The sequence below is a fragment of the Caulobacter vibrioides genome, from assembly GCF_002310375.3.
Lineage (GTDB): Bacteria > Pseudomonadota > Alphaproteobacteria > Caulobacterales > Caulobacteraceae > Caulobacter > Caulobacter vibrioides_D.
In genome coordinates this window covers 426,126-441,122 of sequence record NZ_CP023315.3, presented here as the reverse complement: position 1 = coordinate 441,122, position 14,997 = coordinate 426,126, and the positions used below count along the sequence as shown (strand labels likewise).

Below are 14,997 nucleotides of genomic sequence, written 5' to 3'. Positions count from 1 at the left end.
ATGACGACGCGCGGCGCGGCCCTGGTCACCGGCGCAGGACGCCGGATCGGCCAGGTCCTGGCCCTTGAGGCCGCGCGCGCCGGCTACGACGTCGCCATCCACTACCGCGCCTCAGGCGATGAGGCCGAAGACACCGCGCGCGGCGTCCGCGACCTTGGCCGCCGCGCCGTGCTCGTTCGCGCCGACCTGTCGGACGAGGACGAGACCCGCAGCCTGGTGGCCCAGGCCGCTTCGCTTGGTCCCCTGACCCTGCTGATCAACAACGCCTCGGCCTTCGAGGACGATCGCGTCGGCGGCCTGTCGCGGGCGGTCTGGGATCGGCATTTCGAGACCAATCTGCGCGCGCCGATCGTGCTGGCCGAGGCCATGGCCGCCGCCCTGCCGGACGACCGCCAAGGGCTGGTGGTCAATCTGATCGACCAGCGCGTCTGGCGGCCCAATCCGCAGTTCTTCAGCTACACGCTCAGCAAGGCTGGCCTATGGTGGGCCACCCAGACCCTGGCCCAGGCGCTGGCGCCGCGCATCCGCGTCAACGCCATCGGCCCGGGCCCGACCCTGCCGTCGGTGCACCAGGCGCCGGGCGAGTTCGAGGCCGAGGCGGCCGGGGTGCTGTTGCAGCGACGCGCCAGCCCCGAAGAGGTCGCCGCCGCCCTGCGCTATCTGATTGACGCCTCCTCGGTCACGGGACAGATGATCGCTGTGGACGGCGGCCAGCACCTGGGCTGGAAGACGCCCGACATCGTTGCTCCCTAGAGCCCACTCGCTTTAGATGGACCTATCTAGAGCGTTGAAGTGGGCTCTAAATGTTTGAATCTAGGGCCTGCCTGGATCGACAGGCTCGACCAAGTTGAAAGAAAGGCCGCGCCTTGGCCGCCTCGCCCCTCGCTGACACCGCGCCCGCCGCCGACATCGCCCGCATCATCGTGACCAAGGTCTTCGTGCGCGGCCTCAAGGTCGACGCTGAGATCGGCGTCTATGACCACGAGCACGGCCGCCTGCAGCCGCTGGTCGTCGATGTCGAGCTGGACGTGGCCGCCAGCCACTGCGCGCGCCTGCCCGACACGGTCAATTACGAGATGGTCGGCGAGGCCGCCCGCGCCATCGTGGCCGAGGGTCATATCGATCTGGTGGAGACCTTCGCCGAGCGCCTGGCCCAGGCCTGCTTCACCGATCCGCGCGTCACCCGCGCCCGCGTGCGGGTGGAAAAGCCCCTGGCCCTGGCCCCGCACGCCGCCGCCGCCGGCGTCGAGATCACCGCCGTCCGCGCGTGACCAAGATCACCTTCAGCGCCCGGCTCGCCCCCTTCCAGCCCGAAACGGTCTGGACCCTGGAGGCCGGGACGCTGATCGAGACGCGCGGCCGGCTCGAGCGCCGCCTGCCCCTGTCCAGCCTGACCCGCTATAGCCTGTCGCTGGCGCCGGACGGACGCCGGCGCGTGCTGCTGGTGGTGTTTGGCCGACGCCGGCTGCTGATCCCGTCGCAGAGCTATGCGGGCCCGGGACGGTTCGAGGATCGGCTGGCTGCTTTCTCGGTCCTGGCGCGCGCCATCGCGGCCGTGAGCGCGGACCTAGCGCCGCGCGCCCGCTTTGGCCTGGCGCGCCTGGAGGCTCGCACGGCCCTGACCTTCATCATGGGTCTGCTGGCGTTCGGCGCGGCCGCGACCTTGCTGTTCTCGCTGACCGCCGGCATGGCCGCCGTGGGCGTGGACATGGCCTCGCGCATGGCCTTCATCCTGATCCTGATGGTCGCCGCCCTGCCCTGGCTGTCGCGGCCGGCCGACTTCGATCCGCGCGACCCGCCCGCCGATCTCTTGCCCTGAAACGGCAAAGAGCGCCCCGACCGATGGTCGGAGCGCCCCTTGTGGGAGACCTGAAAGGGTCTATCAGCGCGGCAGCAGGACGCTGTCGATGACGTGGATCACGCCGTTGCTGGCGCCGACGTCGGTGGCGGTGACAGTGCTCTTGCCGCCCTTCTCGTCGGTGATGACCACCTTGCCGCCTTCGACGGCGGCCTTGAAGGCGCAGCCGCCGACGGTGTTGATCGTATAGCTGCCGCCGTTCGCCTGGATGGCGCCCAGCAGGGTCTTGGCTTCGACCTTACCGGCCACGACGTGGCAGGTCAGGATCTTGGTCAGGGTGGCCTTGTTCTCCGGCTTCACCAGCGTCTGGACCGTACCGGCCGGCAGCTTGCCGAAAGCGGCGTTGGTCGGAGCGAAGACCGTGAACGGACCAGCGCCCGACAGGGTGCCGACCAGATCGGCGGCCTTCACAGCGGTGACCAGGGTCGAGAAGTCGGCGTTGCCGGCGGCCACGCCGACGATGTTCGGCTTCGCGCCGTGGTGGTCGGCGAGAGCGGGACCGGCCACGGCGGCGGCGGCCAGGGCCAGCACGGCGGCCCGGCGTTGCATCGAACGCATCATTGTTTGAAACCTTCCATCAAGTCTTCGGGTTGGGGGAACTGAAGAAGTCGACGGCGCGCGGTCTGATCACAGTTACGGCCCTGCGTCGGTACTGGATCGATCCGGCGAGATGACTTTTTTGTAAGGTTCGAAGAACACGCCCAACGTGACATCGCCTTCATGACGCCACCTTCATTTGCATCGCGGCCCGATCAGCGCGACGATCCGGATGACAAGGTTATCCCAGGCTCAATCGTGACCGATCCCATCCCAGACACCGCCGTTCCGCCCGCGCTGCCGGACGACAAGGCCCTGCCCATCGCGATCTACGCGCTGCACATCGCCGGCGCCGTGACGGGCGGCTTCACCTGCCTGATCGCCGCCATCCTGGCCTATATCAGCCGCAAGGGCGCGCCCGAGTGGCTGGCTAGCCACTATGAATTCCAGATCCGCACCTTCTGGCTGGCGCTGTTGTTCAGCCTGATCTCCGGCCTGCTCACCGCAGTGGGGATCGGTGTCGTGATGCTGGTCGCGGTCGGCCTTTGGGTCATCGTCCGCGCCGTCGTCGGCCTTTCGCACCTGCTGAAGGGCCAACCCTACCCCACGCCTAAGAACTGGATGCTCTAAGCCATGACCGACGCCGCCATCACGCCTCGCACCGAAGAAGACAAGGTCCTGCCCGCCATCGTCTACGGTCTCTACCTGCTGGGCTTCACCAACGGCCTGACCTTCCTCGTCGGCCTGATCCTGGCCTATGTGAACCGCGACGCCGCAGGCCCGATCAACGCCTCGCACTACACCTTCGCGATCCGGACCTTCTGGCTGGCCATCGCCTGGTTCCTGATCGGCTTCATGATGACCCTCTTCGGCGTGCCGCTGAGCCTGGTGCTGGTGGGCATACCGGTGCTGATGGCCGGCATCGCGATCATGGGCGCCGTCAGCGTCTGGTTCGTGGTTCGCTGCGTGATGGGAATCTACTATCTCACCCGCGGCGAGGCGTATCCGCGCCCGCGCAGCTGGTTGATTTAGAGGCGCCATCTCCGTCCGGCGCCCGTCCACGGATCATTCGCGCGGCTCCGTTCCCCTGTCGGTTGAGACGGCTCGACGGGATTGGGGCCGCCGGATGACTAGTGCGGCCTGGCGGAGGGACGCCCATGGTGGGCGATCGTCTGGGGGACGCGATGTTGGCGCGACTGGTTGGGATCATCTTGGGGCTGATCCTGGCGTCGTCGGGATACGTGGTGGCGGGCTGGGGCTCGCTGGGGACATGGGCCACGACTCTCGACCTTGGTCCGTTCGAACCGCATCGACCCGCCGTCGGCGTGGCGGCGGCGATCGTGGGCGGGGTGCTCATCGTCGCCGCCTTGCTTCCCCGGCCAAAGCGTAAGCCGCGCAAGACCGCGCCCGCGACCCTGGGGCTGGAGCTCACCGACGAACCTGCGCCAAGCCTCACGCCCGCCGTGGCGCCCCCGCTCAGCGCCGAACCCATCGCCGCTCCGAGCGTGCACGCTGCGCCTCCGCCGGCCGAGCCGACGCCGGCGCCGGCGCCCCGAACCTTCGCCGAAATGCGCGCGCGCCTGGTCACGCTCAGCCGGGACGACTCCTGGGGCGAGTGCGCTCGCCTGCTGGCGGCCATGAAGCGCGCGGCCCATACCGATGAGGAACTGGCGATCGTCCACCGCGACCTGGGCGACTTCGCGCGCGCACAGGGCCAACTGGACGACGCCGGCGAGGCCTATGAGACGGCCGTGGCCTATGCCCGCCAGGTGCGCCAGGCCCGCCCGAGCGACGCCAGCACCGACCTCTTGGCCGGCGCCTTGTCCGGCGTCGGCGATGTCGCCGAGGCCGAAGGGCGCCTCGATGCGGCGCTGTCGGCCTTCGAGGAAGCCCTGGCCCTGCGCCGCTCGCGCGGCGGCCGCGAGGCCAGCGACACCAACGCCCAACGCGCCCTGTCGGTGAACCTGGAGCGCCTCGCGGACCTGCGCGAGGATCGCGGCCACCGCATGCGCGCGCTTGATCTCTATCGTGAGAGCTACGACATCGCCGGGCGTCTGGCGGCGGCCGACCCGGCGCGCTTTGGCCCCGACCTTGCGGCCACCCGCGCCCGCCTCAACGAGCTGGAAGCCCGGATCTCGACCTGACGGTCAGTTCGGGTCCTAGGGGCCGGCGCATTGCGGTCTCGCCCCAGGGTCCCGGCGCGACAGCCCGCTACGCGGTCTTCCGGCCGGGATGACGAAAGAAAATGGTTTCAGCTGATTGAGCAGGGGCCCTACCGCCCGGCTTCCTGCGTGAGGAACCGCCGGATCCAGTCGGCCATCCGCGCCCGGTCGTTGGGGCCCGCGAGACTGGCGATGGCCGCGTCGGCCTGCGGATCGGTGTAGCGCGTCCCGCGCCGCGCCTCGATCAGGGCCTTGGCGTAGTCCGGCGTGAACTCCGGATGGAACTGCATCGAGATCGCGCGCGCGTCCTCGTAGGTCAGGATGCCATAGGGCGTGAACGCGCTGCCGGCCAGGACGCGCGCCGTGGGCGGCAGGTCCACCACCTGGTCCTGGTGCGAGCCCGGTACGGCGACCTCTGCGGCGTCGTCCATCCACGCGGCGCGCTCGGCGACCGCATAGGCCTGCAGGCCCACGCCCCAGCCCTTCGGGGATTTCTCGACCTTGCCGCCAAACGCCTCGGCCATGACCTGATGGCCAAAACAGACCCCCACCAGCGGCGTTTCATTCCGGGCCGCGCGCAGGAAGGCCTTCAGCGGTTCGATCCAGGGCAGCGGGTCATAGACCCCCGCCGAGGAGCCGGTGATGACATAGGCGTCGTTCTCGGCCGGATGCGCCGGCAGCTCCCCGCCTTGAACGTCGTAGGCGCGGTAGGCATGCGCGTCGCCCAACAGAGCTTCGAACATGGCGCCATAACCGCCGTAGGTCGTCTTCAGCGGGCCAGGAGGCTCGCCCGTTTCCAGCAGGCCGATCTTCAAGACGCGCGTCGTCACGGCCGTCAGTAGACCATGCCCTGGGCGACGGCCTTCAGGCGTTCGATGGCGCTGAACTTGTCTTCGATGAAGTCCTGGTCGATCCACCAGAGCTCGATCTCGCGCATGACCTCGCCGACCATCGGCCCCTTGGGCACGCCCGCCTTCATCACTTCCTCGCCCGACAGCGGGAAGGCCGGCGGGGTCCAGGTCTCGGCCAGGGCCAGCAGGGCGCGCCATTGCGGCGCTGTGGAGTCGCGGCCAGAGCCCGCCCAGGCCAGTTTGACGCGGTCGCAGAAGGTGCGGGTCCCCAGGCCATAGACCGCCCGACGCGCCTCGCGCGGGCTCATCCACGAGACGACCCGGGGGTTCTTGCCCACGGCGTCGACAAGGCGGTCACGCACGTTGTTAGGCAGGCGCAGACGCTCGGCCAACTGCTCGGCGACCTTGGCGTCATCCGGGATCAGGGCGGCCAGGCGCAGGTCCGGATCGTTCTCGAACAGCTGCTCGGTCTCGATGCCGACCAGGGCCTCAAAGCGGGCCAGCGACTTCACCGACGGCAGGATCGAGGACAGCACGCTGGTGGCGGCCATCAGACGGAAGGCCGGACGCGGATCCTCCGCCGCCAGCATCTTCATCAGTTCCTTCTGGGTGCGCTCGGCGGCGCGGCCAGAGACCATGCCCTTGAGCGCCTTGCACGCGGCCAGGGCCTTCTGGTCCGGCTCGCCCCGGCCGTACCAGGCCTGGAAGCGGAAGAAGCGCAGGATGCGCAGATAGTCCTCGCGGATACGCGTCATCGGGTCGCCGACGAACACCACCCGCCCTTCATGAGCGTCGCGGATCCCCTCGCCGGTGGGATCATAGACCCGACCGTCCGTATCCGCATAAAGCGCGTTGAAGCGGAAGTCGCGCCGCTCGGCGTCCTGGTTCCAGTCCTGGGTGAAGGCCACAACCGCCCGGCGCCCGTCGGTCGAGACGTCCTTGCGCAGCGTCGTGATCTCATAGGGCTGGCCGCCGGACACGGCGGTGATCGTGCCGTGGTCGACGCCGGTGGGAATGGCGCGCAAGCCCGCCTGCTCCAGAGCGTCGATGACGAGGTCGGGCGTCAGGGTCGTGGCGATGTCGATGTCGTCGACAGGCTTGCCCATCACCGTATTGCGGACACACCCGCCCACGAACCGCGCGCAGCCGGCATAGCCGCGCGCCTCCAGCGCGGCGATGATCGCCTTGGTCTCTGGAAGCGCGATCCAGGGCGCGTCGCCGATCGTCTCACTGCTCAACGCCTGACTCCCACTCACGCGTGCGATCCCCTCCGAGGAAGGGGCGCCATTGTTAGGCCAGGAGACCCCGGCTTCGCCAGACAAGAAACGCCCTATTCGGAGGGGGTCCGTCCGCTTTCGTCATGGAGGGCTTCGTAGAACGACCGCAACATGCCCGCCGTCGCGCCCCAGATGAACCGATCGTTCCAGGGCATGGCGTAGAAATGGCGGCGCGGCCCGCCCGGGACCTCGCGGTGCTGGCGCTGGTGGTTGGCCGGATCCATCAGGAAATCGAACGGCGTCTCGAAGACGTCGGCGACCTCTTCGGGACTGGGCGTAAAGGTCGCCTTGGGATCGATGAAGCCCACGACCGGCGTCACGTGAAAGCCGGTCACGGTCTGGTAGCCATGCAGCAGGCCGGCCACCGTCACGAGGGCGGGATCCAGCCCGACCTCTTCCTGCGCCTCGCGCAAGGCCGTGCCCCAGGGCGTCTCGCCCGGATCGCAGCGGCCGCCCGGAAAGGCGATCTGGCCGGTGTGGCTGCGCAGGGTGTCCGAGCGGCGCGTGAGCAAGATGGTCGGGCTGTCGTCGTGCTCGACCAGCCCCACCAGGACGGCGGCGGGACGCAGGGCGTGGGGATTGTCGACCTTCAGGCCTGGATTCAGATCGAAGTCCGAACGCAGCGGGTTGGCCAGGCTCGGATCATAACCCGCGATCGGGTGCAGGCGGCTGGTGATCCAGGCGCGGCGCTCTTCGCGGGTCATGCCAGACCCTTGCCGGGCGCGGCGATCGGGAAGAACGCCCCGCCCGAGCGCACGCCCCAGACGCCGCCCTCGTCCACCGCCATCTCGGCCAGTTCGTAGAACACCGAACGCGCGATCAGCGCCTCCAGGCCCCGGCGGACGTGGACATAGGGGCGAGGCTCGCCTGTTTCCTGATCGATCGTGACGCGGATCGGGTTGTCCGCGCTCGCCGTGACCGTGTCGCCGACATTGGTCTGGAAGACCAGATCCTCGCCCTCGCGATCCACGCGCACGGCGATGAACGGCGCGTCCTCGACGGTGATCTTCATCTTCTCGACCGGCGTCACCAGGTGATAGCCGTCCGGATCGCGGCGCAAAACGGTCGAGAACAGGCGCACCAGCGCCTCGCGGCCAATCGGCGTGCCTTCGTGGAACCAGACCCCGTCCTTGCGGATGCGGATGTCGATCTCGCCGCAGTGGGGCGGGTTCCAGAGGTGGACGGGCGGCAGGCCGCGCTCGCCCGCCGCTTTCACGGACTGAGCGACGCCATCCAGGCCAGACTTGAAGGGCGTGTCGGTCATGCCCGTTCAGTTAGGCCGTCGCGGGCTCCGGCTCAAGCTTGAGGGTCAACGGCGACGGGGCCTGAAAGCCCCAGGTCCCCGCCCTCGCGCAGCGGCAACAGCAGCACGCGCCGCTGATCCACCGGTCCGGGCATGACGACGCCGGCCGTATGAGCGTTGGTGAAGCCGACGCGTCCGAAATAGGGGCCGTCCCCCACCAGCAGCACCGCGCGCCAGCCGGCGGCGCGGGCGGCCTCGCAGGCGGCCTCGACCAGCGCCTGGCCAAGGCCGGCGCTGCGCTCATCGGGATCAACGGCCAGCGGCCCGAGGAACGCGACCGGCTCACCGCCGATCGTCACGGGCCACATGCGAACGCAGCCCACCGGCGCGCCGCCGCGCAGGGACACGAACGAGCAGTCGGCCAGCAAGGTGTTGCCCTCACGCAGGCGCTCGGACGACTTGGCGAAACGTCCCGGGCCAAAAACCCGGTCGATCAGGGCGGTGACGGCGGCCTCCAACGCGGGGGTCTCGTGGACCAGCGGCGGATAGGGCTCGGGAGAAGCAGACTTGTGAACGGAGGTCATCGGCCTTCGAGAAATGCGAAAGAGCGTCGGGGACTCCCGACACGAAGGCGCGCGGGAGGGCTTCAGATCGTGGCGCGTTCGCGCTTCATTCGTCGCAGGCGTCGCATGCCTGAAAACCTCCAGAAGATGCGGCGCTGTAGGGCCAAGGCTTTGCGAGGTCAATAACGTTGCGGTGCGACGACTTGGCCCTATGTTCGGCGCGATGTCCGACACCGCCGCCCCGCCGTCCGAGCCTTCGCTCGAGAACCCTACCCGCGCCCTGTTGCGGGAACGTGACTTCCTTCTGTTCTGGGCGGCGCGGTTCGTCTCCACCCTGGGTGTGCAGATCCAGTCGGTGGCCCTGGGCTGGCAGGTCTACGCCATCGCCCGGATGACCAAGTCGGTCGGCGAGTCGGCGTTCCTGGTCAGCATGATCGGCCTGGCGCAGTTCCTGCCGCTGTTCCTGCTGACGCTGGTGGCGGGCGAGACCGCCGACCGCCGGACGCGCAAGCTGATCGTCGCCGCCACCCTGGCTCTGGACGCCATCAGCGCTGGCGTTCTGCTGGTCCTGGCCCTGATGGGCTCGCACCAGCTGTGGCCGATCTTCGCGATCTCGGTGCTGTTCGGCGCCAGCCGCGCCTTCCTCTCGCCGGCCAGCAGCGCCATGGGGCCGATGCTGGTGCCGCGTCCGCTGCTGCCGCGCGCCATCGCCTGGAACTCGCTGTCCTGGCAGGCCGGATCGATCGGGGGACCGGCGCTCGGCGGCCTCCTGCTGATCCACTCGCCGGCCCTGGCGTTCGGAGCCTCGTTCGGCCTCTATCTGGTCGCCGCCCTTTTGGCCCTGTCGATCCGCAAGCCCACCAAGCCCGAGCCGCAGCCCGGCTCGCGCGTCGAGCTGATCAAGGAGGGGCTGTCCTACGTCTGGAACAACAAGATCGTGTTCGGCTCGATCTCGCTGGATCTGTTCGCGGTGATCCTGGGCGGCGCGACGGCCCTGCTGCCGGTGTTCGCCAAGGACGTGCTGCACATCGGCCCCGGCGGCTTTGGCCTGTTGCGCGCCGCGCCAGCCATCGGCGCCTGCCTGGTGGGGCTCTATCTGGCGGCCAACCCGATCCGCCGCCACGCCGGTAAGATCATGTTCGCGGGCGTCGCCGTGTTCGGCCTCGCGACGGTGGTCTTTGGTCTCTCCAAGCTGGTCTGGCTGTCGGTGGCGGCCCTGGCGGTGCTGGGCGGGGCCGACATGCTGAGCGTCTATGTCCGCCAGACCCTAGTGCAGATCGTGACCCCCGACGCCATGCGCGGCCGGGTCGCGGCTGTGTCCGGCGTGTTCATCAGCGCCTCCAACGAGCTCGGCGAGGTCGAGAGCGGCGCGGCGGCCTGGCTGCTGGGCCCGATCGGCGCGGCGGTGTTCGGCGGCGTCGGGGCCATGGCGGTCACGGGGATCTGGGCCTTCCTGTTCCCGGAACTGCGCAAAGCCGACCGGCTGGAATAGTCCTCCTCCCCCGTTGAGCGGGAGAGGAAAACCTCAGACCCCTGCCAGCTTGCGCAGCGCCTCGCCGGTCATGCGGCGGATGATCCACTCGTCCATCGCGGCGGCGCCCAGGCTGTCATAAAAGGCGATCGACGGGGCGTTCCAGTCGAGGACCGACCACTCCAGGCGCCCAAGGCCTTGGTCGACGCACCGCTTGGCGAGGTTGGCCAGCAGCGCCTTGCCCGCGCCCGAACCCCGCGCCGACGGCCGCACGAACAGATCCTCCAGATAGATCCCGTGCCGCCCCACGAAGGTGGAATAGTTGTAGAACCACAGCGCAAAGCCCACCGGCTCTCCGTCGATCTCGGCGATGTCGGCGAAGGCCCGGGCCTTGTCGCCGAACAGGGCCGCGGCCGTGTCGCCTTCCGTCGCCTGGACGGTGTCGAGCAGCTTCTCATACTCGGCCAGATCGAGGATGAACTGGTGGATCAGGCCCGCGTCGGCGGGCGTGGCGGGACGGACGGAGACGGTCATGGCGGTATCCAACGACTACAGGGACTTCGTTCTGGAGCTGCTGGCCCCGTTGGGGGAGGTCAGCGCCCGGCGGATGTTCGGGGGAGTCGGCGTCTATGCGAACGGGCTGTTCTTCGCGCTGATCGACGACGACGTGCTTTATCTGAAGGGCGATGAGACCCTGAAGGTCGCGTTCGAGGCCGCCGGCGCCCAGGCCTTCGCGCCGTTCGAGGACGGCAAGACCATGGCTTATTGGACCGCCCCCGCCGAGGCGCTGGACGACCAGGATCTCCTGCTGGACTGGGCGCGGAAATCGCTGGCCGTGGCGGCGCGGGCGGGCGCGAAGAAGAAGCGCTAGCGCCGTGCGTCCTCCGAGGCTCGGCTTCGCCTCACGCCTCAGGATGAGGGACCCAGCAAAGTCCTCCTCATCCTGAGGTGCGCGCTCTTAAGCGCGCCTCGAAGGACGCAGGGCGTCACCCGATCTTCACCCCCGGCGGCGGCTCGCTGCTCTCGGGCACGAAGAAGTCCGGCATCAGGCTGGCGGTCGGGTCGACCTTGTAATGATTGAAGTCGCGCACGCCCTCGCCATAGAGGAAGGTGTCGTCGATCAGGAAGTTGCCGCTGAAGTCCCGCGAGGGCTTGTTGAAGATCCCATAGGCCGCGTCGGCCATGATTTCGGGCGTGCGGCAATGACGCAGGCCCTCCTCGCCGGTAAGGGCGAACTGGATGGCCGCCGTGGCGATGCCGGTGCGCGGCCACAGGGCGTTGAAGGCGATCCCGTCGGGCCTGAACTCCTCGGCCATGCCCAGCACGCACATCGACATGCCGAACTTGGCCATGGTGTAGGCCACGTGTGAGCCGAACCAGCGCGGCGACATGTCCAGCGGCGGCGACAGCATGAGAACGTGCGGGTTCTCGGCGTTCTTCAGGTGCGGGATGCAGGCCTTGGAGGTGACGAACGTGCCGCGCGTATTGATCTGGTGCATCAGGTCATAGCGCTTCATATCGGTCATCAGGGTCGGGGTCAGCGAGATGGCCGAGGCGTTGTTGACGCAGATGTCGATGCCGCCGAACTGGGCCACGGCTTTGTCGACCGCTTCCTGCACGCTGGCCTCCTCGCGCACGTCCACCACCAGCGGCAGGGCCTTGCCGCCCGCGTCCTCGATCGCCTTGGCGGCGGTGTAGATGGTGCCGGGCAGCTTGGGATGGGCCTCGGCGGTCTTGGCTGCGATCACCACATTTGCGCCATCTCGGGCGGCGCGCACGGCGATGGCCAGACCGATGCCCCGCGAGGCGCCGGTGACGAACAGGGTCTTGTTCTTGAGGCTCATGCGGGATCTCCACGCGTTTTGAACAGTTGAACGCCGACGACGGCGAAGCCGAGCAGGAAGGCCATCTTGGCCATGTGGGCGACCGGACCGTGGTCCTTCAGCATAAGGCCGCCAAGTCCGACGACCAGGGCTGCGATCCACAGACCCGCCGCCAGCCGCAGCACGCGCGCCCGCAACAGGTCCACGGCCCAGACCACCATGCCAATCGACCAGACAGCCGAGGCGATCATGTAGGACGCCTGGCCGAAAACCTCGGCAGGCGAGGTGCGCACCAGCAGGACGCCCAGGATCGCCACCACGAAACCGACGAGGCCCAAGGGGCCGGTGGCGCGGGCGGTCAGGGCCCGCGCGCCCAGCATGCCGATCAGCAGCAGGAGATCGATCAGCACATAGACAAGATGCGGCTGGGGCTCGACCAGACGCGGATAGATCAGGAAGGGCGCGACGACGTCGATCGCCACGCCCAGCAGCACCGCCACGCCCGCCAGGCGCAGCGTCGTGGCCCGCTCCATCAGGCGCCGGCCCCGACGATGTCGACCGACAGATCCCAGAGCCGATCGGCGGCCTCGGGGTCCAGAGCGTGTGGCATGACGCCGGTCCAGGGGCTGTCCTTGCTCCACGGCAGCGCCTGGTTGCAGTCCTCCAGATAGAGCCCGCCGACGCCGCCCAGTTCGTCGCCGACCGCCGCCCAGACGCTGGTGGCCGCGCCTTGTTCGGTCGACTTGAAACCCTCGCGCGGCTGGTCGTTCTCATCCAGCCAGCCCAGAGCGCGCTGCTCCTCGATCGGCAAGTGGCGCTGCAGTGGGGTCAAGATGCCGCCCGGCATGACGGCGTTGGCGTTGACGCCGTGGTCCTTGAAGCGCTTGTCGAAGCCGAGGGCGAACAGGCTGTTGGCGGTCTTGGCCTGACCATAGGCCTCCCACTTCTCGTAGGGCCGCGTGGTGTAGTTGGGATCGTGGAAATGGATCCCCGAGCGCCGGTGGCCGATCGACGACAGCGAGACCAGTCGCGAAGGCTTGCCGCTGGCTTTCGCGCCGGCGATCAGGTTCGGGGCCAGCAACACCGACAGCAGGAAGTGGCCCAGATGGTTGGTGCCGAACTGCATCTCGAAGCCGTCGGCGGTGCGCATCAGCGGACTGGCCATGACGGCGGCGTTGTTGATCAGGATGTCGATGCGGCGATCGCCCCAGACGTTGGCAAAGTGGCGGATCGCCTCAAGGCTTGAGAGATCCAGCATGCCGAAACTGACCCGCTTGGAGCCAGCCTCTTCGTTGATGGCGTTGGCGACCTCTTCGCCGAGCTCGGGCTTGCGGGCGGCGATGATCACTTCCGCGCCAGCAAGGGCGAGCGCGCGCACCGTCTCCACCCCGATGCCGGTGGCTGCTCCGGTGACGATCGCCACGCGACCTGAAAGGTCATGCCCGGCGACAACCTCACGCGCCGTCGACTTGGCCCCAAAGGCCGATGTGATCCGTCCGCTCATGCCCGCTTCCTCCCGCTTGTTGTTATGTCGGCTACGCTACATCTGGATCGCGCAAATCCCCAGAGCGATCGCAAGGCACAGCGGACCGTAGGCGCGCCGGTTCAGACGCCAGAACGGCGTGCCCTCGGCGTAACGAAAAATCCGCGGAACATAGGTGGCCGCGCCGCGCGCGGCGAAGACGGCGAACAGCGCCCAGCGGCCGGCGTCCAGCCAGGGCTCCAGCGGCGTGGGCGGCCACGCGGAGGCCAGAACCAGCCCCCCGCCCGCCATCAGCGCCAGGGCCACGGCGAAGGCGGCGAGGAAGCTCGGCGCCTTCATGCCCCGCGTGCGGCCGACCACATGCTCGACCATCGAGGCTTCGTCATGGCCCGGCCACCGCCCACCGAACGCCCAGTAGACGTGTACGCCCGCGAGCAGAAACAGCACCCCAGCCAGTAGCAGGGCCAGCAGCACGGCCTAGCCGGCCTTGCTGAAGTCAGGGGCGCGGCGTTCGGCGAAGGCCATGAACGCCTCGCGCGCCTCGGCGGTCTGCAGGCGCGCGGCGAACTCCGCGCCCTCAGTGTCCATCAGTTGGGCGATCTTCTCGGCGTCGCGCATCAGACGCTTGGTGACCGTCAGGGCGCCGAGAGGGCGTTTCGCCAACTGATCGGCGGCGGCGCGCGCCCGGGCCCGCAGATCGCCCGGCTCGACGAGGCCGTTGGCCAGGCCCCAGGCCACCGCCGTGGCGCCGTCCACCGCCTCGCCCAGGGCGAACATCGCGTAGGCGCGGGCGTGGCCGACCCGGGCCGGCAGCAACCAGCTGGACGCGGCCTCCGGCACCAGGGCAAGGTTCACGAACGGCGTGGTCAGCCGCGCGTCGGGGCTGACGAACACCAGGTCACAGTGCAGCAGCATGGTCGTCCCCACGCCGACCGCCTGGCCCTGCACGGCCGCGACCAGCGGGCGGGTGGCGTGGGCCAGGGCCTTCAGGAACCGGGTCACGTGACGCTCGCCGCTGAAGGCGCCGGTGGCCTGTGCGGCGAAGTCCTGCAGGTCGTTGCCGGCGGTGAAGCTGTCGCCATCGCCCTGGAAGACCACCACGCGGATGGCCGGATCCTTCTCGGCCGCCTCCAGGCTGTCGGCCAGCACGCCGTACATCGCGTTGGAGAGCGCGTTCTTCTTTTCCGGGCGCGCCAGGGTGATGGTCATCACGCCGGCGTCGATCTGCACCGTCACTTGGTCGGTCATTGTGGATCTCCCTTGGGGAACTTGGTCTGCAGACTGGTCAGCCAGCGTGAGACCACGCTGATTTCCGCGTCGGTGAAGCCTTCGGTGAGCTGGGCGTTGACGCCGCGCAGGCCGGCCTTGGCCGTATCGCGCGCGGCGCGGCCCTTGTCGGTCAGGTGCAGGCGCATGGCCCGTCCGTCCTTGGCGTCGGCGCGGCGTTCGACCAGTTCGGCGCGGGCCATGCGGTCGATCAGGCCGGTCATGGCCGAGGGGGCAAGATCCAGCGCGTCGGCCGCCTCGCCGATCAGGGCGCCGTCTCGCTCTCCGAGAAAAAACAGCACGCCCGACTGCGCGGCGGTGAGCCCGCCTTCGGCCGCCATGCGCCCCTCGATCCAACGCTGCACGCGCCGGTGTCCGGCGTTCAGCAGGAAGACCAGTCGACGGTTGGGGGGCGTGGACATGCGCCAACCGTATATTTCACATGCGAAATGTCAAACGGTCG

The 14,997-nt window shown here is 68.8% G+C and carries 22 protein-coding genes; 8 read left to right on the top strand and 14 right to left on the bottom strand.

Annotated features, from left to right (window positions below; translation table 11 throughout):
• The 3 genes from CA606_RS02135 (at position 1) to CA606_RS02125 (ending at position 1,819) form a co-directional block, all read left to right on the top strand.
• Positions 1 to 753 carry an SDR family oxidoreductase gene (locus tag CA606_RS02135; protein WP_096052599.1) on the top strand — a complete coding sequence of 251 codons (753 nt, stop codon included), beginning with the start codon at positions 1 to 3 and terminating at the stop codon, positions 751 to 753.
• Between the two features lie 113 nt (positions 754 to 866).
• Positions 867 to 1,271 (top strand): dihydroneopterin aldolase, encoded by a 405-nt coding sequence (gene folB, locus CA606_RS02130; RefSeq protein WP_181242739.1) that lies wholly within the window; start codon positions 867 to 869, stop codon positions 1,269 to 1,271.
• Entirely contained in the window at positions 1,268 to 1,819 is a 552-nt protein-coding gene (locus CA606_RS02125) for a hypothetical protein (protein WP_096052600.1), read from the top strand. Before folB ends, CA606_RS02125 begins: the two co-directional genes overlap by 4 nt.
• 63 nt (positions 1,820 to 1,882) lie before the next feature.
• Here CA606_RS02125 and CA606_RS02120 read toward each other — a convergent pair whose 3' ends face one another.
• Positions 1,883 to 2,419, bottom strand: coding sequence for a fasciclin domain-containing protein (locus CA606_RS02120; protein ID WP_096052601.1), 537 nt, complete (start codon positions 2,417 to 2,419; stop codon positions 1,883 to 1,885).
• Positions 2,420 to 2,653: 234 nt separating this feature from the next.
• Here CA606_RS02120 and CA606_RS02115 point away from each other — a divergent pair, with 234 nt between their 5' ends.
• From CA606_RS02115 to CA606_RS02105, 3 genes are all read left to right on the top strand, one after another.
• Positions 2,654 to 3,025: a DUF4870 family protein gene (locus tag CA606_RS02115; RefSeq protein ID WP_181242738.1), complete on the top strand. Its 372-nt coding sequence runs from the start codon at positions 2,654 to 2,656 to the stop codon at positions 3,023 to 3,025.
• A 3-nt stretch (positions 3,026 to 3,028) separates the two neighbouring features.
• On the top strand, positions 3,029 to 3,427 hold the full coding sequence (locus tag CA606_RS02110; RefSeq protein ID WP_096052604.1) for a DUF4870 family protein: 399 nt from the start codon (positions 3,029 to 3,031) through the stop codon (positions 3,425 to 3,427).
• A gap of 140 nt (positions 3,428 to 3,567) precedes the next feature.
• Positions 3,568 to 4,539 carry a tetratricopeptide repeat protein gene (locus tag CA606_RS02105; protein WP_181242878.1) on the top strand — a complete coding sequence of 324 codons (972 nt, stop codon included), beginning with the start codon at positions 3,568 to 3,570 and terminating at the stop codon, positions 4,537 to 4,539.
• 128 nt (positions 4,540 to 4,667) lie between these two features.
• On the opposite strand, the gene CA606_RS02100 is transcribed toward CA606_RS02105, so the two are convergent.
• The 6 genes from CA606_RS02100 to CA606_RS02075 form a co-directional block, all read right to left on the bottom strand.
• Positions 4,668 to 5,372 carry a glutamine amidotransferase-related protein gene (locus CA606_RS02100; RefSeq protein WP_181242877.1) on the bottom strand — a complete coding sequence of 235 codons (705 nt, stop codon included), beginning with the start codon at positions 5,370 to 5,372 and terminating at the stop codon, positions 4,668 to 4,670.
• A gap of 20 nt (positions 5,373 to 5,392) precedes the next feature.
• Positions 5,393 to 6,646, bottom strand: a complete 1,254-nt coding sequence (locus CA606_RS02095) for a CCA tRNA nucleotidyltransferase (RefSeq protein WP_096052607.1) — start codon at positions 6,644 to 6,646, stop codon at positions 5,393 to 5,395.
• A 92-nt stretch (positions 6,647 to 6,738) separates the two neighbouring features.
• Positions 6,739 to 7,389 (bottom strand): CoA pyrophosphatase, encoded by a 651-nt coding sequence (locus tag CA606_RS02090; protein WP_096052608.1) that lies wholly within the window; start codon positions 7,387 to 7,389, stop codon positions 6,739 to 6,741.
• A complete protein-coding gene (locus tag CA606_RS02085) occupies positions 7,386 to 7,949 on the bottom strand; it encodes a DUF1285 domain-containing protein (RefSeq protein WP_096052609.1) in 564 nt (187 codons plus the stop codon). Before CA606_RS02085 ends, CA606_RS02090 begins: the two co-directional genes overlap by 4 nt.
• A gap of 32 nt (positions 7,950 to 7,981) precedes the next feature.
• Complete coding sequence (locus CA606_RS02080; RefSeq protein ID WP_096052610.1) at positions 7,982 to 8,512, bottom strand: GNAT family N-acetyltransferase; 531 nt, start codon at positions 8,510 to 8,512, stop codon at positions 7,982 to 7,984.
• Between the two features lie 62 nt (positions 8,513 to 8,574).
• Positions 8,575 to 8,619, bottom strand: coding sequence for a hypothetical protein (locus CA606_RS02075; RefSeq protein ID WP_024265543.1), 45 nt, complete (start codon positions 8,617 to 8,619; stop codon positions 8,575 to 8,577).
• Between the two features lie 95 nt (positions 8,620 to 8,714).
• Here CA606_RS02075 and CA606_RS02070 point away from each other — a divergent pair, with 95 nt between their 5' ends.
• Positions 8,715 to 9,983, top strand: a complete 1,269-nt coding sequence (locus tag CA606_RS02070) for an MFS transporter (RefSeq protein ID WP_096053905.1) — start codon at positions 8,715 to 8,717, stop codon at positions 9,981 to 9,983.
• 33 nt (positions 9,984 to 10,016) lie between these two features.
• On the opposite strand, the gene CA606_RS02065 is transcribed toward CA606_RS02070, so the two are convergent.
• Positions 10,017 to 10,496, bottom strand: coding sequence for a GNAT family N-acetyltransferase (locus tag CA606_RS02065; RefSeq protein WP_096052611.1), 480 nt, complete (start codon positions 10,494 to 10,496; stop codon positions 10,017 to 10,019).
• Here CA606_RS02065 and CA606_RS02060 point away from each other — a divergent pair.
• Positions 10,438 to 10,833 (top strand): TfoX/Sxy family protein, encoded by a 396-nt coding sequence (locus CA606_RS02060; protein WP_181242737.1) that lies wholly within the window; start codon positions 10,438 to 10,440, stop codon positions 10,831 to 10,833. The genes CA606_RS02065 and CA606_RS02060 overlap by 59 nt on opposite strands.
• 115 nt (positions 10,834 to 10,948) lie before the next feature.
• Here CA606_RS02060 and CA606_RS02055 read toward each other — a convergent pair whose 3' ends face one another.
• Genes CA606_RS02055 through CA606_RS02030 form a run of 6 tightly spaced genes read right to left on the bottom strand, consistent with a single transcriptional unit; the run spans position 10,949 to position 14,956 of the window.
• Positions 10,949 to 11,806, bottom strand: coding sequence for an SDR family oxidoreductase (locus CA606_RS02055; protein ID WP_096052612.1), 858 nt, complete (start codon positions 11,804 to 11,806; stop codon positions 10,949 to 10,951).
• The gene (locus tag CA606_RS02050; RefSeq protein WP_096052613.1) at positions 11,803 to 12,318 is read right to left on the bottom strand and encodes a hypothetical protein; all 516 of its coding nucleotides are present in this window, start codon (positions 12,316 to 12,318) and stop codon (positions 11,803 to 11,805) included. Before CA606_RS02050 ends, CA606_RS02055 begins: the two co-directional genes overlap by 4 nt.
• The gene (locus CA606_RS02045; protein ID WP_096052614.1) at positions 12,318 to 13,289 is read right to left on the bottom strand and encodes an SDR family NAD(P)-dependent oxidoreductase; all 972 of its coding nucleotides are present in this window, start codon (positions 13,287 to 13,289) and stop codon (positions 12,318 to 12,320) included. The genes CA606_RS02050 and CA606_RS02045 overlap by 1 nt, the downstream gene beginning before the upstream one ends.
• Positions 13,290 to 13,325: 36 nt before the next feature.
• Positions 13,326 to 13,742 carry a DUF3995 domain-containing protein gene (locus CA606_RS02040; RefSeq protein WP_096052615.1) on the bottom strand — a complete coding sequence of 139 codons (417 nt, stop codon included), beginning with the start codon at positions 13,740 to 13,742 and terminating at the stop codon, positions 13,326 to 13,328.
• Positions 13,743 to 13,745: 3 nt separating this feature from the next.
• The gene (locus tag CA606_RS02035; RefSeq protein WP_096052616.1) at positions 13,746 to 14,516 is read right to left on the bottom strand and encodes an enoyl-CoA hydratase; all 771 of its coding nucleotides are present in this window, start codon (positions 14,514 to 14,516) and stop codon (positions 13,746 to 13,748) included.
• Positions 14,513 to 14,956 (bottom strand): MarR family winged helix-turn-helix transcriptional regulator, encoded by a 444-nt coding sequence (locus CA606_RS02030; protein WP_096052617.1) that lies wholly within the window; start codon positions 14,954 to 14,956, stop codon positions 14,513 to 14,515. The genes CA606_RS02035 and CA606_RS02030 overlap by 4 nt, the downstream gene beginning before the upstream one ends.
• Positions 14,957 to 14,997: the final 41 nt, after the last annotated feature.